We start from the raw sequence: 21,060 nt of genomic DNA on the forward strand, positions 1-21,060 counted from the left end.
GGGTGCTGACTTAACCGGTCACCATCCACCGTCGTCGGGTCATTCCGATCATACGGCGCAGCTTCTGCGGTCGGGACATCCGTCCGGCTAAAATCGCCCGTATGTCGTTCTGGGTCATATCGCCACGAAGTGAGGTGCGTGGCCGAAGGAAAGCCTGATGCCGGAACAACCCGCCATCGCTGGACCATGCCGCAGTATATCCGGCCGCCCGCAAGGCTCGCAGAACCCGCGCATCATACCTGCCAAAGGGTATGCCGGCCTCGGTGATCTGATATCCGCAGATATCCTCGAGCCGGGCGCGCGAACTGCGCAGTTCCTTTTCCAGATCGGCATCGCTGAGGCCGGGCCAGGCGATATGGTTGATCCCATGACTGCCGATCGTCATGCCGGCATCCGACAGGGCGCGTAAATGCGGCGCATCCAGCGAGCCGGGTTGTCCTATCCGCCCGGTCAGCACGAAAAACCGCGCCTGCAGCCCACGTGCCGCCAGCGCGGGCAGGGCGATATCGTGATCCGATAGATTGCTGTCGTCAAAAGTGATTGTAAAACCGGCCGGGTCGGGCGCCACCGCGATCTGGCCGATGACATACTGGAACTGGTCGGCTGACAGCCAATAAGGCGCCTCACCGGGTTCCAGATCGCGGTCAGGTGCCCCGATGCCGTGAAAGTTGATACCGATCAAGCCTGTCATCCCAGTGCTTTCTTTAACTGCGAATGCACTGTTTCCGCGGCGCTAATCAGGGCAGATGTCACGCCGGGGGGACGGAATTCATACGGGCCTGCAGCCATGAGATCGCTTCCGCCAGTGCGCAGCTTGAATTGTGCAACGGTGGGATTGCTGTCGGGATCCACACCGTTCAGATCGTACCACTTCAAGCCCAGTTCACGGCAGCGTAGTATAGTCTGCCACATCAGGAAATGACCTGCATTGGGACGCCGACCTGCTTGTGAGGTGGCACCAAAGATATAGACGGCACGGCGCCCCGTACGTCCAATGGTCATCGCGGCAATGTCGGCACCGCCCTGTTGTGCAAACAGAACCTCGTGGGGAAAATCAGGCCCTTCAAGCGCATAATAAAATTCAGGAGAAATGTCCGTCTGAAAGCCCTTGACCGATTGAACCTCTTGATAGAGCGTCTGAAACCGTTCGAAGGCTTCGGCAATCGGCGCAATATCGAGCATCAGACCGGCTTTCAGGGATTTGCGCAGGCTGTTTCGCCACTTTCCATGCAAGCCGCGCATCAGGGCGTCTTCGTCCTGAGCACAGTCGATAATAACGGTTCGGTGGGCTGCAGAGCGTTCTGTTGGTTGAAAGCCCGCTTCCTGCGCCACGGGGTCCAGTTTGGCAGGGTCATGGGCTGCTGCGGCAGGTAGGCGCAAACGCAGAATATGACCGGTATCCTGCGCGTAACTGCTCAGCGCGGCAAAAACCGCGCGTTGTAATTCCGGTGCGGGAGCCACGCCGTCCACAGGTACCATCATCGGCCCGGCGGCGATCCACGCGATCCCCCGGTTTAGCAGCGGCAGCCGTTTGATCCTCAGGCAGGCTGCGGCAACCGGGGTGTTCTGTGCGTCATGCAGGCTAATGAATTCAGCATCGGCACCTATCCGCCCGGCCGCAGCTTGCGCATAGGTGAGGGACTGTTCATAGGTCAGATCATCGAACGCGGCGCAGAGTTCGGTCCAGTCTTCGGGCGCAACTCTGCGCAGGGTGAGTATGCAGTCCGCCATCAGGATGCGGTCGTTTTTGAACGGGGTAGCAGCATCTGTTCCAGAAAGGTTTCTTCCTTGTCAGTGAGCGGCCTTGATGCCTGAAGGGTAAAGCGTTCGGGGACAGGGGGGCGAGGGTGCTCCAGCACCGAGACACCATGCGAAATCAGGAATTGGGCCACGTCGGACAGAACCTGTTTCGGGTTGGCGCACAGGGCCTCGTAACCGACTCGAAAATGCCGCCCATTCCCGATATGTGCGCAATCGCGTTCGATGTCCCGGGCCACGCCGGTCACTTGCCTGCAGGCGCGTTCGATATCGGTATCGCCGCCAGCATTTGAGGGACGGACCGACCACCAATCCTTGTGATCCCGCGTGGGTCCTTTGTTGCGCCGCTGCGCCCGTATAATGGACCGGGCGGTGTCGCTTGCGTCGCGGCGTACTTCAAGAAACAAGCAGCCGGGAAACAGCGCGTCAAGCAGCCGCACACGATTGGAATGCATCACATTCTTGTTAATGAAGGGCGCATGCGCCAGTGCCGCCATTCCGGCCAGTGTGGCCCGGATCTCTTGGGCGGGCAACTCGGGCAGAATACGCTCATCCGTCCAAGGACCATCTTCAAGCCATCGCTGCCAGATCCATCCGCCTTCATTCGGTGCCGCCCAGCCCGAAATATGGCCGTAATCGCTTTGATAGGCGGGTGTATGTGCTGCAATCAGTCGCCCGCCTACGCGGGTCGCGGCCAGAGGGGTCTTGTAGAACCGGTGCGCCAGATTCGAAAAATAGGAAAAATCGAACCCGGTTACCATGAGCTCATAAAACAGTGAGGTTCCTGAGCGTGGCGCCCCCAGTATGAATACATGGGGCCATTGGGCCTTTGGTTGTTGCGCAAGCATTCTGGCCTCTAAAGGAGCGAGGGCCGTATGGACTGTTCCACGCATGATCGCTTTGGCAAGGTTTTTCATACCGCCATATCCGAGTTGGGCTGCGGGGGTGTCTGCCCACACGGTGGCTTGAACAGGGCACCGAGCAGAAAGGAAGATCGTGCCCGCCAAGCCTTGGCACTTTCATGCCCGGGCCGTATCAGGCCGATCGGCAGAAACCAGACGGCTCGCAACAAATCACCTAAAGCCATCAGCAAGGTTGCGATCCAGGCAACTAAGGGCCCGCGTGTGAAGCGCAGAAAAAGAATATGGCCTTTGGCGATTTCGACGGCTTTCCACGGGGCCACTTTTCCGGTAGATACGGCTCCGTAATGCATGAGCCGGATTTCAGGGTTATAGCGAACTTTCAGACCGGCCTGCCTGATCCGCCAGCACCATTCCGATTCCTCACTGTACATGAAAAACCGGTCATCCATCATGCCTACCTCGTCAATAACATGCCTTGGGACCATCATGAAACACCCTGCAACGGTATCGACATCCATTACGGAATCGCGCGCGAGTGAAGCATAGCGTTGATCTCCGAAAAGCCGGGTTATACGGATGATGCGGTTCGGGATCAGCGTGTTCCAGAAAACGTTGCTGAGAGAGAGCTGGCGGAACAACGTGGGTTGCTGCCTGCCATTTTCCAGCAATACACGTCCGGCCAGAACCCCAACTTCGGGATGGGTGTCCATATAGGCGACGGCGCATTCCAATGTGCCATCGTAAACTTGTGCATCGGGATTAAAAACCAGAACATAGCGGCCCCGTGACCGCCGGATGCCAACATTGTTGCCCCAAGCATACCCGCCATTCTTACCGGTTGCCAGGACGCTTACCTGCGGAAATGCCGCGCGCAGCGCCGCAACGCTGTCGTCACTTGAGGCGTTGTCGACCACGATGACTTCCAGCCGCAGGTCTCCATGATGGTCCAGCAGCGATTGTATTGCCTCGGAGGTCACATCGCGGGTGTTGTAGTTCACGATGATGACGCTCAGATCAAGCGGATATTCCGGGTCCGCTTCTGAGTCGTCCTGATTTATTTCAGGCGTATCTTCGATGACATAATCCACAGATATATGCTTCAATGATTCATGGTCCTGCATTGAATTATGCCTGTTCACACCTGTTGCCGTCGCAATTGGCGGTGCAGGTGTCTAATTAAAGAAAAAATCAGGGTTTCAAAACCATCCGGCCGACCGGCCATGACCCACAGGACGATATGGCTCGCCGTGTAGACAACGGCTCCAACAAGGACTTTTGTTGAGACAATGATCAGAAGGCGAGGAACATGTACGCCAGACCTTAATGCGAAATCGGTAGCTAGAACTGCAGCCGCCATGATAGCGCAGGCCAAAAAGCTGCGCCAGCCGACAGTAAGCGGTTCAAAGAAACCACCGTTTCCAAAGCGTTGGGCTATGATCAGGGTTGCAATCAGTGCTGCCAGATTGGCCAGCCCGGCCGAGACCAGCGCGCTGGTGAAGCCGTATTGCACACCGATCCACATCAGAACGCAGACGACGACCAGCAAAATTGAGTTTCTTATAAACAGGATTGAAGTTGAACCTTCTACATAGACGGCAGAGCGGACATTAGCTTGCAACCCATTTAGTGCGTATAGGGGGGCTAGGATCCAGACGACCTGAGCGGCGGCGATCCATTTATACCCTAACCCAAACAGGATCACATCTTCGGCGACCAGTGCAAACCCGACGCTGACCGGTAGCAAAATGGCCAGAAAACCGGCATTGATCTTACGGAACCCTTCTCTGCTTTGGTTGGTATTTCGGGACAGGTCGGCAAGGCCCGGATACATGACACGCAAAAGCGGCGTGAACATTTGATGCGTGACGACATTGACCAACCGGGTTCCCACTCGAAACAGACCGGCATCCGCCAGACCCAATGTGCCGCCGATGATAAGCTGTGGCGCATTGGCGGACAGAAACTGGGCGAATTGGGCTCCGCTTGACCAAGATGAAAACGACAGGCTGTCGCGCCACCGTGAAAGTGAAAACCTTGGGACCATGGGTGCCGCGAAATACGTGCAAGCCCCGCGCGCAGCCTGACCTGCAAAGCTTGCGACGACAACTGCCCAGTAATCTCGCCATAGCCAAGCTAAAATGATGGCTGAAACTGCATAGACAGTACGGCTAACCGTTTCTTCAATAGCAACGTAACCGAACCGCAGGCCGCGCTCGAACAGCAAAAAACGGGGACTTCTGATTGCGATAACCAGTGAAAGCGCTGAAAGGACCGGCATCAAATCTGACAGGGCCGGAATATCAAAAAGTGCGACAAGGGGCTGAAGGGCCCAGAACAGTGCTGCAGCAACAAGTCCGAAGATGATCTGAAATGAGAATACCGTATCCAGATGATCGATTGTCACATTTTCAAGCCGGATGAGAACCAGTCCGATTTGCCGTTGAAACATCTCCAGTAGTGCGGTTGCGATCAGGAAATACGCGATGATGCCAAAATCTTCGGGCGTCAGAAGACGCGCCGTGACGGCAAGTGTAACAACTCCCAAACCTTGCCGGAACACACCGGACGCCAGTAGGATCGTTGCTCCCACAGCAAGCGCAGAGCGGCGGGTGAGTGCGCTGGGGGTTGGATCGAGATTAGGGAGTTGGTGCACGTGATTAATATTTCCCAAAATAGAACAACGCTTCGGTTTTTTCGTCAGTGTTTCCTTTTTTGCAATCTCCAAAGCAGTGTTTTGAATTACAGAATCCCGGCCGTGGAAAGTTGGTCGGCCGGCTGATAGTCAACTCACAAAAGGCGCATTCATATAGAGATTGCATACTTTTTTCTTTAGAGTTCGAAGGTTGCGTGATGTCCTAGCGAATATTTTCAATCCGTGTCAGAAAATAGCATCACATATCAAGGTGAATTTCCGCCTCAGTGTCTCAGATAGGACTCGGTTCGTGCAAGTGTACCAACTAAGTGTTGTAGTTGTCTGATTTGACAAAGGGTATTGCGTTTCGAAATGGTAATAACAGTATGAAGATTGCGATTTTTGGCCTGGGGTATGTGGGGTTCACGGCAGCCTGCTGTCTGGCCCGCGAAGGGCATGAGGTGGTCGGCGTCGATGTGAATGCCGACAAGGTTTCCGAAATCAACGCCGGGCAGCCTCCGATCAAGGAACCCAAAGTGGCCGATCTGCTGACGGATGCGCTTGGCCGGAACCTGATCCGCGCGGTGGTTGAAATGCCGGATCTGTCCGATGTCGATCTGGCCATCGTCTGTGTCGGCACGCCCAGCTCGACCGACGGCTCGCACAACATGAATTTCGTGGCCGAGGTGACACGCCAGATCGCCAGGGCCGTCTCGCCCGACCGCGCGCGGCCCCTGACGGTGGCTTATCGCTCTACCTTCCGTCCCGGTACCGTCCGCCAGTTGATCGAGCCGATTTTCCGCAGCACTCTGGGCGACCGGACCGCGCAGGCGGTCGAGATCGTCTATAACCCGGAATTCCTGCGCGAGGCGTCAGCGGTGGATGATTTCTTCAGCCCGCCCAAGATCGTTGTCGGCACAAGTGACGGCGGCCGGTCCGACGTGATGGATGAGATGCATGAAGGTCTGGATGCGCCGGTTTTCTACACCGCCTATGAAGAGGCCGAGATCACCAAGTTCGTCGACAACACCTGGCACGCGACCAAGGTGGCCTTTGCCAACGAGGTTGGCCGCATCTGCCAGCAGATGGGGGTTTCGGCGAAGACCATGCACGAGATTTTCGTCTCGGACACCAAGCTGAACATCTCGGCCTATTACACGCGGCCCGGGGGGGCGTTTGGGGGGTCCTGCCTGCCCAAGGACGTCCGCGCGCTGCAGCATATCGCGGGCGAGGTGGGCGCGCATACGCATCTGATCGACAGCCTGCTGCGCACCAACGAGGCGCACAAGACCCATCAGGTGCAGAACATCATGGCACGGTTGCCCGAAGGGGGCCGGGTCCTGATGGCGGGGCTGGCCTTCAAGGCCGAGACCGACGATCTGCGTGAAAGCCCGAATGTCGACATCGCCCGCCGGTTGCTGCAGGGGGGGTATCAGTTGTCGGTCTACGACCCCGCCATCAGGCCCGCCGATCTGCGCGGTCAGAACCTGGGCTATACCTTTACCCACCTGCCGACGGTGGGCAGCCTGCTGGTCGATCGCGCCACAGCCGAGGCCGGGCCATGGGACCTGGTGATCGGCTCGAACCGGATCATCAACGAGCTGAACCTGGGTGATACAGAGGTGGTGCGAACCTATGAATATGACTAGCCCCCCGCCCGCCATTCAGCCGGTTTCGTTCGAGGAGCTGCGCCAGAGCCAGCCTCTGAAAGGGCTGAAGGTTCTGATCGTGGTCGAGAACCTGCCGGTGCCCTTCGACCGCCGCGTCTGGATGGAGGCGCGCACGCTGGCCGCCGCAGGCGCGCTGGTCTCGGTCATCTGTCCCACCGGCAAGGGGCATGAGGAACGTGTGTGGGAAGACGAGGGCGTCAAGGTCTATCGTCACCCGCTGCCGTTGGATGCCAGTGGCGCGCTGGGGTATCTGCTGGAATATGGCGCGGCGCTGTTCTGGGAAAGCTGGCTGGCGCTGAAGATCAAGTTCACGCGCGGCTTTCACGTCATCCATGGCTGCAACCCGCCCGATCTGATCTTTCTGGTGGCGCTGCCCTTCAAGCTGTTTGGCGTGCGCTATCTGTTCGATCACCACGACATCAACCCCGAGCTGTATGAGGCCAAGTTCAACAAGCGCGGGTTCTTTTGGAAGCTGATGAAGACGTTCGAGCGGCTGACCTTCGCCTCGGCCCGGGTGTCGATTGCCACCAATGAAAGCTATCGCAAGATTGCCATCGAACGCGGCGGCATGGCGCCCGAGGATGTCTTTGTCGTCCGTTCCGGCCCCGACCTCAGCCGGTTGCAGCACCTGCCGCCGAACCCCGCCTGGCGCAATGGTCGGAAGTATATGGTGGGTTATGTCGGTGTGATGGGGGATCAGGAGGGTATCGACCTGCTGCTGGAATCCGTGGCGCATCTGGTGCAGGTGCAGGGCCGCGACGATATCCAGTTCTGCCTTGTCGGCGGTGGCCCCAGCCTTGAGAAGCTGCAACAGCAATCGGTCGATATGGGCCTGTCGGACTACGTCACCTTCACTGGCCGGGCCCCGGACCATGATCTGTTCGAGATCCTGTCGACCGCCGATGTCTGCGTGAACCCGGACCGGGTGAACGAGATGAACGACAAGTCCACCATGAACAAGATCCTCGAATACATGGCGTTCGAAAAGCCCATCGTTCAGTTCGACGTGACCGAAGGGCGGTTTTCGGCGCAGGAGGCTTCGCTTTATGCAAAGGCCAACGATCCGGTGGATATGGCGGACAGGATCGCCGAATTGCTGGCGGATGATGAACGGCGCGCCGTCATGGGCGGCTATGGCCGCGTCCGGGTCGAATCCGAGATGGCGTGGCCGCATCAGGTGCCCGCGCTGATCGCGGCCTACAAACGTATTTGGAAGGGATAAAAACCCAAAAATAGCTTGTTGGCGGCTCTTTCGCTTGGGTGCCCTTATCCAAGTTCAGGTCTCCGACAACCGAGCCTTTCCAGTCGAGCTTGGTGATTGTGACAGGATAAGGTGGTTGTGTTACAAATTATTTCGGCCATGGATTGATTTGGCTTGAGCCTCGAGCGTCTCTTTTTATGTCTGCCTTTGAACGGCCGGAGCGTTTGTAGATTACAATCTAGATAAATCTAGTCTGAGTTTTACCTTTTACCTTAAATCAAAACGGTACGAATTGCGGCAGACGGTTCAGGCTGGGTTCCATGAACCGTTGCAGCCTTGCGTCCGCGGCCGCTTCGGTTTCGCCGGGCAGGATCGGAGTTACAAAACGCACCAGCGCGCCATCGGTGCGCCCCATGGTAAAGCCGTCCTGAACCACGCTCATCTTGGCGCGGAAATCGTTGACCATGCGTTTGCCGCGCTGTTCGAACCAGTAATAGACCAGTTGCTTTGAAAGCTCTTTCTGGATCACCGCGCGGTTGACGGTGAAGCTGCCATAAGGCGTGTCGCCCGGGTTGATCTCATAAGGTTCAAGGCTGAAGATTTCCCAGCCGCCCACCGGCAGGCAGACCTCGGGCGAATGGATGCCGTCACCATCGGTCTGCTTGTTGTAGAAGGCCACGAACATGTTCACGAAATCACCCGATCCGCTGTCGATATAAGTGGCATGGAGATAGTCGCTGGCACCCAGCGTCCGTTCGACATTGGGATCAAGGCTGGTGGTCGAGCCGGACCACTCGCCCAGCTGGCGCGGATAAAGAACAAAGGGATCCCGCTCGATCGGTTTTACCTCAGAGGCGGGCCGCAGGGTCCATGCGGTCGAAACCGCAAGCGTCAGCAGGGCGGCGATGGCCAGTGCCACCGAGGCGCGGATGCCCAAAACCCGCAATGCGACGGTGCCCAGCCCCTGGGTGTCCAGATCGATTGTCTCTGCAAAGGGCTGCGGGTTCGGGGCCAGGCGCTGCAGCCCGATGGCCATCAGGAACAGAATGGCCACGCACAGCAGGAAGATGATCCAGCCTTCGAAGAAATGCATGAACCCTTCGGCCTGCTCGATGCCATGCTGATTGACCAGAACGCCAATCACGCCGATGCGGACCGAGTTCATCAGCACGGTCAATGGCGCGGCGGAAACCAGCAGAACCACCTTGTGCCAGATCGGGCCACGGTAAAGCAGCGCAAAGAGGTAAGAGAAGCTGAGGATCGGGAACAGGTAGCGCAGTCCGGAACAGGCCTCGGCCACCTGCAGCTTGTAGACCCCCAGATCGATGATATTGCCTTCGATAAAGACCGAAACGCCCGCCAGCTGCACGAACCAGACGCCAAGCTCGGACGATATCCATTGCAGGAAGATCGTGAGCTTCCAATAGACGAACTGCGGCAGGGGCAGCATGAACACCAGATGCAGCACAGGCAGCTGATGATATTTGCCCCGCTGCCAGCCGAACACGGTCAGCATGACGCCACCGGTCCAGATGATCATGGCATAGGTGACAATATCGGGGATACGGGCCAGATTGCCCAGAACGGCGATGATCAGTGCGGCCGCGATCACCAGCACACCGGGCCAGCGGTCATGAACAACCGGATTGGGTGGCGGCATGTCCCGCAATTCGCGCAGGAACAGATACAGCGAAATGATCGGGATCAGAGGGCCATGGCTGTATTCCGGGGTGCTCCACGCAGCCCCCAGCGAGACGATCCCGATCCAGAAGATGGGCATTGATCCAAGCAGCAACAGGGCAAACCAGAACAGCCCGGTAGAGCTTATGGCCGGCAGTCCGCCCCGGGCCGCCTCAAGGAGATTGCCGCGGCTGTCTTTCGAATCAAAACGATGCATCATGGATTATCATGCATAATAAAACATGCCCCGAAATCATGACGGCCCGGGCTCCCGCGATTTTGATCCGGAGCCTAAACAATAAGTGATGGCCGGGGCCTTTGTTGACGGTACGAACCCAGCCCAGGAAATCAGGGTCTGAGGGTGAACCGCCGCCCAAGTGTCAGGAAGACCGAATTCGAGGTCGCCTTAAAGCCGTTCTGGTCGTCCATCTCGTATTGATAACCCAGATTGACCGCCCAGTCCCTTGAGATCGCGCGGGTATAGGAGGCATTGAACGTGCCGCGCTGTCTTGGATTGGCCGAACCCGTCCCTTCGTCTTCCTGATCGATGAAATTGACGCTGAAAGACAGGCCGGATACCGGGTTGATGAAATAGTCATAGGTCAGGAAAGCCAGGGTCTGCCGGGTTTCCACACTTTGCGTGCTGGTGCCGACCCGGCGCTGAAGCGTCGCGCCGATCCGGGAACTGGCCAGCTGATAGCTGTAGTCGATCTGACCGATCGGTGTCACCTCGTCAAACGGTCCCCGGGTGAAGCCGGCATTGAAACCGAATACCCCGCCGGCGCGCCGGAACGTTCGGCCGGCGGTTGCGTTGATCCTCGAACCGTTCACGCCGAATGTCTGGTCAAATAGAATATCTGCGTTTCCGTCCGGCAGTATCTTGTTCCAGGCAAAGCTCCAGACGTAATCTTCGGTCACGTCATTTGTGCCGTTCGCGCGTTGCGTGTCGTCAACCTGGCTGTAGCCGATATTGGCACTGACACTGGTGATGGCGGAAATGTTGTAGGTTCCACCAACCGATACAACGGTTGTTTGCCGGTCGGTCCGGACGTTATCGTCAGCCACGAAATCCCTGTAATCAAGGGTCAGGTTCCCCTGCAAAGTCGGAGAAAACCGAAACAGAACCGCTGCCGTGTAGTCGTCGGATTTGTTGTTGAACAGGTTCGGATCGATTGTGTTCGAATAGCTGCGTTCGCGGTGATTATAGGTGAACCGGAATCCCAGGGGATCGGTCAGACCGGTCTCCCAATCCAGGTTCCCGCGTGTGTTGACCTGATCGCCGATGGTACCGATGACGTCGGAGGCATCGATGACACCGTCCAGGTTGGTATCGGTCAGCGAACGGTTGAAGGCCAGATCCCTCTCGCGGTATTCAGCCTGCAGGCCAAGCCGGCTGTTGGCGCGGGTGCGCTGATAGACCAGCCGTGCGAGCGGATCCGAAAAACTGGATTCCGTTCCGATGATCGGCTCATTGGCGATCCGGTACAATCCCGACAGATCGAATCTCAGCGTTGAATCCGATGTCTGGTTCAGGACCCCCAGCGCCAATGTGTTTTCCCACCAAGTGGTGGACCCAAGCGACGGATCGGTCAGGCGCAGGTTGTCGTCATGCTTGAGCGAGGACAGGTAATCCAGTGTGACGGTCAGGCCGGATCCGGTACCAGTCTGTTGACCCGCTGTCGGCAGGCCAACCTGCCGCGCGGGGTTTCTCAGCGCCTGCTGTGAAATAAGCTGCTGGCTGGGCGATTGCTGTGCAAGTGTCGAAGCGACCGTCGACTGTTGCGTGGTCGTTTGCAGCGTCGAGGCCTGCGTCTGCTGTGTTGTCTGTTGTGTTGAGGCCTGTTGCCCGACCGCTGGTGTAAGTGAAATTATAAGGGCCGTCCCGCCCCCCAGCATGGTGGACAGCCTGAATTTCGATTTCCCCACCTGTATCAGCCCCTATTCGAACAAGCGGCGTGCTGGCACGACAACAACGTCTCCGGGTCTGAGCACTGTACTGCCTTGGATGCCACTGCCCGAGCCATTGTAGTTATAAGTATACTTGTTCATCACGCCTGTTTTACTGTCAGCCCGGCGCAATTCGATGCGTTTGCGGGCCGCGAAATTTGTCAGGCCGCCGGCCTGCGCCAAAACCTGAAGAATGGTTGTGCCTTCGGTCGCCAGATGTTTGCCGGGTATGTTGACTTCACCCATGATGAAAACATCAATGGTCGGTCCGGTTGCGGCCAGCCCGCCCAGAAGCGGAGGGGGCGCCAGCGACGCGACCGAAACGAAGACGGTTGGCGGTGTATTGAAATTTGAGGACAACGCCGATGCGAGAGAGGAGCTGAGCCCGCTGGTCGAACGACCGGCTGCCCGAAGCGAGCCGGCAAGCGGGAAATTGATGGAACCATCCGGCAGCACCAGAACGGTTCGGTTCAGCGTGGGATCTTCAAGAACTTCAACCTGCAGCGCATCGCCGGCTTTGATCTGATACGAGCCCTGCGCCCACGCCCCGGTCGCCACAATCATGGCGGCGATGAAAGCGATCAATGGTCCTATTACTGTCCGCATATTCAAATCTCTCGTTTTTTCTTTTATGCCTGTTCGCGGGGCCTGAAACAATCCTTTACGAGTCCGACGGTTATGAGATGCGGCAGAAATGCAGCGAAGCTGCCGCGGGCTACTATTGCCCCGGATTGTCGGTAACGCTGATCTGCTCAATCTCAGTCTCAAGCGAGGGTGAAACGTCCAGTGGAATCCCCGTTTCCAGAGCGGCCCGATACGCCCGCAAGGCGTCTTCTTTCCGGTCAACGGCAGCATATGCCTTGCCTAGGTGGTAAAGCACCAGGGGATGGTCGGGAAACGCGCGTGCTGCAGGTTCAAGATAGGTCAGCGCTTCGTCGTAGTTCCCCAGCCGATAGGACAGCCAGCCGTAGGTTTCCTGGAACACGGGATTGCGGGTGCCGCGAAGGCGCCGCGCCAGCATATGGGCGCGTTGCAGGCTTTCCTGATCGCTGCGATGGGTTGTCAGCAGGCTTGCCAGATTGTTGGCGACGACCAGAGACTGGTTGCTGAGGGGATATAGGGTTTCATAAACCGAAATGGCCTGGTCCAGATCGCCGGCGCGTTCATGAACGGCTGCCTGCAGCATCAGCAGATCGGGATTTTCGGGCTGCGCGGCCAGCGCCTGGGTCAGAACGCTCTGGGCCGTGTCCGGGGTGCCGTGTTCGGATTCCAGCGCATGCAGCGAAATCCATGCCCGGGTAATGTCGGGGCGTTCCCCGAGAACGGCACGGTAAATCTGTGCGGCCTCGTCATATTCTCCGTTGCTGGTCAGGGCATGGGCCTTGATCATCCGGACCGGTAACGAATCAGGATCATCTTCGAGTAACTGATCAAGCCGGGCGAATGCTTCTGCGATTTCACCCTGCACCAGCATCAGGCGGATCAGGGCGATATCGGCGGGCAGGCCGAATTCGGGATCCTCGGCCAGTTCGTTCAGAAACACTGTCAGGTCATCGGTCTGCTGCCGGGCAGCCAGCCTCTGTGCCTTCAGCTCATTTGCCAGACGCCGCGCTTCTGGGGTATCAAGCTCGCTGATGGACTGCTGTACCGTTTCCAGACGGTCCCAGTCCTGTGTTCCAAGGTAAATCTCACCCAGCAGGAACAGCAGTTCCGGCTGGTTCGTATCCTGACGCAGGGAATCGACCAGAACGCGTTCGGCGATTTCCAGATCGCCATCCGCGATCAGAAACTGCGCATAGCGAAGCGTCTCTTCCGGTGCATTTCGGGACACCTCGACCGCCAGGGCCAGCATTTCGCCCATCAGTTCCCGGTTGCCGTTGCGCTCATGAGCCTGCGCCAGAAGCGTCATCAGCTGAGGGTCGCGGGGCGCCTGACCAAGGGCTTCACGCAACAGCACGATGGCATCGCCGATATTGTCCTCATCAATCAGCCAGGACGCCTTGAACTTGATCGCATCCACCTGGGTGGCGTCCTCGGAAAGGACCTTTTCGATCAGGGTCCGGGCTTCCTCGGACTGGCCGGCCTGGAACAGAATCCGGGCAAACTCTATCTCGTTCTCACGAGTCTGTTCTGTCCGTTCAGCGCCCTTGAGCAGATCCCGCATGTCGGCAATGGCAGCCTCTTCATTGCCCGAGCGGAATTTCAGTGACGCACGCACGGTCTTGAACCGCGAGGCATTGGGTCCGTCCTGCGCGATGATCCCGTCCAGTTCGGCAATTGCGGCCGCGGTGTCGCGGTGCTGGTCCAGAAAGGCGACCAGCCTCTGGGCCGGCATGTGATCTTCGGCCTGTGGTTCCACTTCGGCGCGCAGCATCCGTTCTGCGGCGTCCAGGTTGTTCTGATCGATGTAATGCTGAATCAGCACCTGCTCGATTCCCTGATCGTCAGGGAAGACCTGCGCCATCTGCTTGAGCAATGCCTCGATTTCAGCGGGCTGATCCAGTTCCTGAAACGCCCGCAGCCGGGTTGAATAGAGATTTGGATGTTCGGGCGCAAATTCCATGGCCGCGGCTGTCTGTTCCAGCACCCCGGTCCAGTCACGCTGACGGATCAGGTGGTCGATCAGGGCCTGCCGGGCAGTCAGAAGCTCGGGGTGGGTGACCAGCATCTCCTGGGCCGCGATCACGGCAAGCTCAAGGCCTGCGGCGTCGCCATTTCTGACCGCATCCGTATAGGCCAGCGTATTGTTGATGGACCTGATCTCGATATCGTCCGGGGCCAGTGCGGCGGCCGCGGCGCCGTGACGCCGCACACCATCCCAGTTACCCGTCTCAAGCGCAATTTCGGCTAGGCTGCGCTGCCCTTCGAGGTTGTCCGGATACTGCTCCACCAGCCGCAGATACTGACCATAGGCAAGAGACAGATTGCCCTGCTCGCGCTCCAGCCGCGCAAAGGTCAGGCGGGCCTCCTTGTGCTGACCGTTGAGCTTGAAGACATTCTTGAATTCGACGCGCGCGCGGTCGATATCCCCTTTTTCAAGATGCTCCAGCCCGGCCTGGAAATGCGCCTCGGCGCGTTCCTCGGCTGTGTCGCAGGCGCTCAGGAACAGCGAAAGGCTCAGAAAGGCAATCACCAGACGATTGCCGATCAGAAAGCGGGATTTACTAGATGCGGTCATGACTCGGGCTTCCGGCGGCGAAAGATACAGGGTTCTGATCAACTACATTCGGGGGCAGCCCCCGGTGTCAACAGCCTGTGCCGCGCAGAACGACCGAAACCGTTCGCATCAGGATCGAAAGATCGGAGGAAAAAGACATGTTTTTCCAGTATTCGGCGTCGTGATGGGCCCGCTCGGCGAACGAAGAATTGTTGCGCTTGGAAACCTGCCACTGTCCCGTGATGCCGGGCAGCATCGAATAATACTGTTTGCCGGGATACAGTTCCTGCTGGTTCACCATCATCGGGCGGGGGCCGACCATGGACATCTCGCCGATAAGCACGTTCCAGAACTGCGGCAGTTCATCCATCGATGATTTCCGCAGGAAAGTGCCGAATTTGATGATGCGCGGGTCATTGCGCAGTTTCTGGTTCCGGTTCCACTCCTCGCGCGCCGCGGGATCGTTGGCGAGGTGCTTTTTCAGCACCGCTTCGGCATCGTGGACCATCGTGCGCAGTTTGAGCAGCCTGAACACCTTGCCGTTCCGGCCAACCCGTTCCTGCCAGTAAAACGGTGCAACCCCCTGGCAGGCCAGGAAGATCGCGAGAAAAAGAATCAGCGGCACGACAAAGGGCGCGGTCAGCAGCACGAACGCGATGTCAAAAATGCGCTTGCCCGTGCTTCTGTAGAACCCCGGACTATTTGTCGGGGCCGACATAACTGTAATATTGTGGTAGCCCGCGCCAGCGTTGGCCACCTCTTTCGAATGACTTGTCACTATTTAAACCCCCAGTACACACGAATACCCAAGAACCACCTACACAACTCAGGAACTAACTACGCTCGACCTCAACTTATATACAAAAACTTTATATTTTTATGTCGGTTGCGGTTCCGCCTTCACACACTCATCAGGCAGGCACCCGCAACCAAGTGTTAACAAATTCCAGTCAGCTTGCAAAACATTAATCTCGCGCATCAGCTCCCTTGCCGCGCGATCATAAGTGGCTGAAAGGGGTGTCCGGCGCCAGAATTTTTCTGCAATCCGGCGCAGAGAATGGAAGATTTGTTCGCGAACGCAGAACAATGCGAAGGTTTGAGGGGTTTTGGTCTGGAATCGGGTCAATCAGAGGTCGCGGAACGGCTCAGATCATCAGTTTTTAGGGGGCTGCCGCGCCGTTTGTTTTGAGCAGGTTTTCAAGGGTTTCAGGGAAACAATCGCCCTATATGTGACGAATTGGATCAGCAGGTGGGTTAATTTACGGCAAGTAGGTATTAGTGGTGCCCCCTGTCTTGATTTTGTGGCAGGGTAAAAGCCAAGTATTATTTGTTCATGTGATTATGTGTGTTGCGTAAAGGTTTGCCGGTGGTTCAGAGTGCGTATTGGATTGTTCTCCAGGGGGGCCGTATTAGTTTTGACAAGGCAGAAGGCAACCGTGGTGCAATGGCGTCCAGCGATGGATTTTATCTAGATTTCTTTGGGCTTGACCGGCGGCCGTTCACGTTGCTTCCGGACCCGGGATTCATGTATTGGTCGCCCCTGCACAAACGGGGCTACTCGATCCTGCAGTTCGGCGTCATGAGCTGTGCGCCCATTACCGTGCTGACCGGAGAGATCGGTGCCGGCAAAACGACGCTGGTCCAGCATCTGCTCAGCGAAATGGAGCAATCCATCACGGTCGGGCTGATCTCGAATGCGCAGGGCGGCCGGGGAGAGTTGCTGCAATGGGTGCTGCACGCGCTGGGACTGCCGATCGAGGAAAACGCGACCTATGTGCAGATGTTCCGCGAGATACAGGACTTCCTGGTCTCGGAATATGCCGAAGGGCGGCGCGTGGTTCTGATCTTCGACGAGGCGCAGAACCTGACGGTCGAAGGGCTGGAAGAGATACGCATGCTGACCAATATCAATGCAAACACGGATGAGCTGATCCAGCTTGTGCTGGTCGGGCAGCCCGAGTTGCGCGATATGGTTCTGGACCCCAAAATGCGACAGCTGACACAGCGGGTGGCGGCCAGTTTTCATCTGGAGCGCATGGATCAAGCCTCGGTCGAGCGCTATATCAGGCACAGGATGAAGATTGCCGGCGGGTCAGGCGAGGAATTCACGGAAGAAGCGTGCAGGATCGTTTTTGAACAGACCCGCGGCGTCCCGCGTCTTGTGAATCAGTTCTGTGATTTCGCCTTGCTTTATGCCTGGACCAATGAAACGGACAAGGTGAGCGAAGACGTAGTCAATCAGGTGATCCAGGACGGTGTTTTCTTTGGTGGCAATTCGCTTGAGAAGGAGCTGACAGTCTGAGATGGGCCCGGTTCGCTATTATTCATCTATTTTTCTGAGACGGTTTCAGTATTTCCTCGTTGTGGCGACGATCGTGTCCGCGGTTTCTGTCACAGTCGCGATGATCCTGCCGCCGACTTATGTCTCGCAGATGCGGCTGATCGTGGAATCGCCGCAGATTCCGGGAAGTCTGGCCGCCAGTACCGTCACCACACCGGCGTTCGAGCAGCTGCAGATCGTCGAACAGCGCCTGCTTACACGGCCGGTTCTTCTGGACATATCACGCAAGTTCCAGGTGTTGGCAGATCAGGAAGACGCCAGCCCGGATCAGATCGTCGATGAGCTGCGGGCAAAAACCGATGTCCGTATTGTGGCCGGTCGCAATCAGGCGAACCTGATGACCATCACATTCGAAGGCAGAACCGGGCAGATTGCAGCCGGGGTGCTGAACGAATACCTGACCGAAATCCAGAAACTTGACGTGACCTACCGCAAGGAACGGGCGTCGGATACGCTGGAATTCTTTGAACAGGAGGTCGAGCGCCTGAGTGACGAGCTCGACAAGCGCAGTGCGCGAATTCTCCAGTTTCAGCAGGAAAACTCGGGTGCTCTGCCCGCAAGCCTGCAATTCCGGATGGCACAGCAGGCATCATTGCAGACGAATTTGCAGCAAACCGATCAGCAGGTTTTCTCGCTTCGGGATCAGCGTGAAAAACTGCTGGAAATCTACAGCACGACCGGTCAGATCACCCCCGTCGGGCAACAGCCGCAGACACAGGCGCAGCAGCAGCTCAGCCAGTTGCGCAACCAGCTGGACAACCAGTTGGGGATCTATTCCGAAAGCAGCCCGCAGATTAAGATATTGCGCGCCCGGATCAACCGCCTTGAAGAGGTTGTTGCAGCGGAACAGACCACCACTGCCGCATCGTCTGGCCAGCAGACGGGAAATACGACGCTCGACCTTCAGCTGGCTCAGCTTGATTCACAAATTGCCACGCTTGAAGACCAGCGGGTTGTGACCGAAGAGAACCTTAAGAAGGTGACTCTGACAATCGATCAGACTCCGGCCAATGCGATCACGCTGGCAGAGCTGCAGCGCGACCACAGCAACATCCAGGCCCAGTATAATTCCGCGGTCAGCCGCCTGGCGTCGGCCTCGACCGGTGAGCGCATCGAAGTTACCTCGCAGGGGCAGCGTATTTCGGTGATCGAACATCCCGCCGTGCCAAGTTCGCCAACCAAACCCAAACGGCTGATGATTGCGGGAGGGGGGACAATGTTCGGCATTGCGCTGGGGCTGGGGCTGGTTGTCCTGCTCGAGCTGCTGAACAAGGCCGCGCGCCGGCCCGAGGATCTGATCAACAAGCTGGATGTCTGGCCGATCGCCACCATCCCTTATGTGCGCTCCAAGAGCGAAGTGATGATACAGCGGGCAACCTGGGTGAGTATCATCCTGGCGATCCTGGTGAGCGTATCCGCAGGGGTCTGGGCCGTACATACCTACTATCTGCCCCTGGATCTGATTACCGAAAGGGTGATCGAAAAGTTGGAGGTTTATTGGTGATTTCTGTCCTGACTAAATTGGGGGGTGCGTGATGGAACGTCTTCAACAGGCGATTCAGAAAGCCCGTGAGGAACGTGAAAGCCGCCAGTATCAACCGCAGCTGCCGCACGAAGATCATGGTCCTGATCCGGATGAAAGCAGCGGAGACAATATCTGGCTAACCGTGCCCGAGATCAGAATTGATCCACGTTCCGTATCCCGGAAACGCCTGATGTCCTATCGTGGTGGCCCTGATGCCACGCCTTATGACATGCTGCGGACCAAGATGCTGCAGCAGATCCGGTCCAATGGCTGGCGCCGGGTGGCCATCACCTCGCCCTACAGCGGATGTGGTAAAAGCACGACGGCGGCCAATCTGGCCTTCAGCCTGGGGCGGCAGGACGATCTGCGGACGATCGTGATCGATTTTGACATGCGGCGGCGGGGGCTGGCCGAGATCCTGGCCCAGACCGGCAATCACAGCATGGCGGACGTCATTCAGGGGAAGGTGTCCTTTCACGATCATGCTCTGCGCCACGGGGAAAACGTGATTTTTGGCCTGAACTACACGCCGACAAACAACCCGGCGGAAATCCTGCAAAGCAAGCGAATGATCGAAACGCTGGAGCAGATCGAGGCGGAATACCAGCCCGATATCATGTTGTTCGATACGCCGCCGCTGATGGCAAGCGATGACAGCCACGGGTTCCTGAGAAATGTCGATTGCGCCTTGCTTTTGGCGGCTGCCGAAGAGACCAGCATCGACCACATCGATGTTGCCGAGCAGCAACTGGCGGAGCTGACGAAAGTCATGGGGATCGTGTTGAACAAATGCCGGTATATCAGCGGGGCATTCGGCAATGAGTACGGCAGCTACTGACGCGGTCATTATCCCCCATTACAACGATCTGCCTAGGCTGGAGAGATGCCTTCAGGCCCTCAGAGAGAATGATCTGACGGGGACAGAAATTATTGTCGTCGACAATGCGTCCCCCGTTTCACTGAATGACATGCAGCAGGCCTTTCCCGAGGTGCGCTTTGTGGTGGAGCCGCAAAAAGGCGCGGCCCATGCCCGAAATCGTGGTGTGGCCGAGACCACCGCGTCACGGCTGTTTTTCATCGATGCCGACTGTGTTCCCGCGCCGGACTGGCTGGCGGTGGGACGTCAGATCGCCGACCGGGCTGATCTGATTGGCGGCCGGGTCGATGTCTTTGACGAAACCCCGCCGCCGCGCAATGGCGCCGAGGCGTTTGAGGCAGTGTTTGCCTTCAACTTTCGCCGGTATATCGAAGTTCAGGGATTTTCCGGCGCGGGGAACCTACTGACCCGGCGCGACGTGTTCGACGCAATCGGCGGGTTCATCAATGGCGTGTCGGAAGACCGGGAATGGACCATGCGTGCGGTCGCCCGCGGTTACAGCCTGATCTACGAAGACAGGTTTCAGGTCAGTCACCCGTCCCGGCAGAACTGGCCTGCGCTCAGGGCGAAATGGCGCCGGACAACGCAAGAGGCTTATCAGCTGAACGGAACGGGGGCTGGTGCGCGTCTGCGATGGGCGCTTCGCGGACTGGCCATGCCCGCCAGTGCGGTCGCGCATACGCCGAAAGTCCTGTCCAGCGACAAGCTGGCGTCATCTGGTGAGGTTTTGCGGGCAATATCCACGTTGTTCCGCCTCAGATGCCAGCGGATGCTCTGGATGCTGCGTCAGGCCGCAGGCGGCAACATCTGAACAGACCAAAGAGAAAAGGGACCGCGCTGCGGCCCCTTCCCATAAGGTCAAGTCGTTTACCTTATTCAGGCTGTCTTGCGACGGCGTGTCAGCGCCAGACCACCAAGTGCGGTCAACAGCAGCAGACCACCGGCCGGCAGCGGAACTGCGGCCACGTCAAAGTCAAACGTGATCGGGCCGCCATTTGCCGTCTGCGAATTCGCCCAGCTGAAAACCAGGTTCTGGCTCAGAGAGCTCGGGCTCACGCTGCTGAAGAGTGTGCTAAGCGTTGTCTGCACGCCACCCAGGATCGATGTTGTCGCCAGAACGTTGGCAGGGTTTGCTGCGTCGACCCAGCTCATCGTCAGGCCGGTAAATGTACCCAGAACATTGACCGTCACCGAGGCGTTTGCGATCCCTTTCAACGGATCGATCGGCGATGTGAAGGTCACCGAGTACATACCGGGGCCGCCACTGGACGCGACAGTGCCGATAAAGAGTTGATCGGACGTAATGTCGTAGCTGTTACCAGCTGACACCACTGTCAGCGCGCTGGCTGATCCGGCCATCATTACAGCTGCGATCAGTCCCGCAGCCATCATTTTCAAAGATTTAAGCA

Annotated in this window: 17 protein-coding genes; 6 read left to right on the forward strand and 11 right to left on the reverse strand. The window is 57.7% G+C overall.

Going from position 1 to position 21,060, the window contains the following annotated elements:
• Positions 1-10: 10 nt before the first annotated feature.
• The 5 genes from AC2FIR_RS20605 to AC2FIR_RS20625 are packed head-to-tail and all read right to left on the reverse strand — an operon-like array spanning position 11 to position 5,346.
• On the reverse strand, positions 11-691 hold the full coding sequence (locus AC2FIR_RS20605; protein ID WP_496716800.1) for a polysaccharide deacetylase family protein: 681 nt from the start codon (positions 689-691) through the stop codon (positions 11-13).
• The gene (locus tag AC2FIR_RS20610; protein ID WP_496716801.1) at positions 688-1,731 is read right to left on the reverse strand and encodes a lipid II:glycine glycyltransferase FemX; all 1,044 of its coding nucleotides are present in this window, start codon (positions 1,729-1,731) and stop codon (positions 688-690) included. Before AC2FIR_RS20610 ends, AC2FIR_RS20605 begins: the two co-directional genes overlap by 4 nt.
• Positions 1,731-2,675, reverse strand: coding sequence for a sulfotransferase (locus AC2FIR_RS20615; RefSeq protein WP_496716802.1), 945 nt, complete (start codon positions 2,673-2,675; stop codon positions 1,731-1,733). The genes AC2FIR_RS20610 and AC2FIR_RS20615 overlap by 1 nt, the downstream gene beginning before the upstream one ends.
• Positions 2,672-3,724: a glycosyltransferase family 2 protein gene (locus AC2FIR_RS20620; RefSeq protein WP_496716803.1), complete on the reverse strand. Its 1,053-nt coding sequence runs from the start codon at positions 3,722-3,724 to the stop codon at positions 2,672-2,674. The genes AC2FIR_RS20615 and AC2FIR_RS20620 overlap by 4 nt, the downstream gene beginning before the upstream one ends.
• Positions 3,725-3,756: 32 nt before the next feature.
• Positions 3,757-5,346 (reverse strand): oligosaccharide flippase family protein, encoded by a 1,590-nt coding sequence (locus AC2FIR_RS20625; RefSeq protein WP_496747160.1) that lies wholly within the window; start codon positions 5,344-5,346, stop codon positions 3,757-3,759.
• 293 nt (positions 5,347-5,639) lie between these two features.
• Between AC2FIR_RS20625 and AC2FIR_RS20630 the strand changes: the two genes are divergently transcribed.
• On the forward strand, positions 5,640-6,902 hold the full coding sequence (locus tag AC2FIR_RS20630; protein ID WP_170619788.1) for a nucleotide sugar dehydrogenase: 1,263 nt from the start codon (positions 5,640-5,642) through the stop codon (positions 6,900-6,902).
• Positions 6,895-8,145, forward strand: a complete 1,251-nt coding sequence (locus tag AC2FIR_RS20635) for a glycosyltransferase family 4 protein (protein WP_496747158.1) — start codon at positions 6,895-6,897, stop codon at positions 8,143-8,145. The genes AC2FIR_RS20630 and AC2FIR_RS20635 overlap by 8 nt, the downstream gene beginning before the upstream one ends.
• A gap of 256 nt (positions 8,146-8,401) precedes the next feature.
• On the opposite strand, the gene xrtD is transcribed toward AC2FIR_RS20635, so the two are convergent.
• The 5 genes from xrtD to AC2FIR_RS20660 form a co-directional block, all read right to left on the reverse strand.
• Positions 8,402-10,024 (reverse strand): VPLPA-CTERM-specific exosortase XrtD, encoded by a 1,623-nt coding sequence (gene xrtD / locus AC2FIR_RS20640; protein WP_496716805.1) that lies wholly within the window; start codon positions 10,022-10,024, stop codon positions 8,402-8,404.
• 128 nt (positions 10,025-10,152) lie between these two features.
• A complete protein-coding gene (locus tag AC2FIR_RS20645; protein WP_496716806.1) occupies positions 10,153-11,730 on the reverse strand; it encodes a hypothetical protein in 1,578 nt (525 codons plus the stop codon).
• A 12-nt stretch (positions 11,731-11,742) separates the two neighbouring features.
• The gene (locus AC2FIR_RS20650) at positions 11,743-12,357 is read right to left on the reverse strand and encodes a polysaccharide biosynthesis/export family protein (protein WP_170682281.1); all 615 of its coding nucleotides are present in this window, start codon (positions 12,355-12,357) and stop codon (positions 11,743-11,745) included.
• Between the two features lie 112 nt (positions 12,358-12,469).
• Entirely contained in the window at positions 12,470-14,929 is a 2,460-nt protein-coding gene (locus AC2FIR_RS20655; protein WP_496762997.1) for a tetratricopeptide repeat protein, read from the reverse strand.
• Positions 14,930-14,996: 67 nt separating this feature from the next.
• A complete protein-coding gene (locus AC2FIR_RS20660; RefSeq protein ID WP_496716808.1) occupies positions 14,997-15,686 on the reverse strand; it encodes a sugar transferase in 690 nt (229 codons plus the stop codon).
• A gap of 747 nt (positions 15,687-16,433) precedes the next feature.
• On the opposite strand from AC2FIR_RS20660, the gene AC2FIR_RS20665 reads away from it, so the two are divergent.
• From AC2FIR_RS20665 to AC2FIR_RS20680, 4 genes are all read left to right on the forward strand, one after another.
• Positions 16,434-17,210: an ExeA family protein gene (locus tag AC2FIR_RS20665; protein ID WP_480442077.1), complete on the forward strand. Its 777-nt coding sequence runs from the start codon at positions 16,434-16,436 to the stop codon at positions 17,208-17,210.
• Positions 17,211-17,283: 73 nt separating this feature from the next.
• Complete coding sequence (locus AC2FIR_RS20670; RefSeq protein WP_496763001.1) at positions 17,284-18,753, forward strand: GumC family protein; 1,470 nt, start codon at positions 17,284-17,286, stop codon at positions 18,751-18,753.
• A gap of 31 nt (positions 18,754-18,784) precedes the next feature.
• Positions 18,785-19,612 (forward strand): CpsD/CapB family tyrosine-protein kinase, encoded by an 828-nt coding sequence (locus AC2FIR_RS20675; RefSeq protein WP_170617034.1) that lies wholly within the window; start codon positions 18,785-18,787, stop codon positions 19,610-19,612.
• Positions 19,593-20,462, forward strand: a complete 870-nt coding sequence (locus AC2FIR_RS20680; protein WP_170817358.1) for a glycosyltransferase family 2 protein — start codon at positions 19,593-19,595, stop codon at positions 20,460-20,462. The genes AC2FIR_RS20675 and AC2FIR_RS20680 overlap by 20 nt, the downstream gene beginning before the upstream one ends.
• Positions 20,463-20,527: 65 nt before the next feature.
• Here the strand turns inward: AC2FIR_RS20680 and AC2FIR_RS20685 are convergent.
• On the reverse strand, positions 20,528-21,060 hold a 533-nt coding region (locus AC2FIR_RS20685), incomplete at its 5' end, for a VPLPA-CTERM sorting domain-containing protein (protein ID WP_496763007.1).

It is taken from the genome of Ruegeria sp. CDSB136 (genome assembly GCF_059610965.1).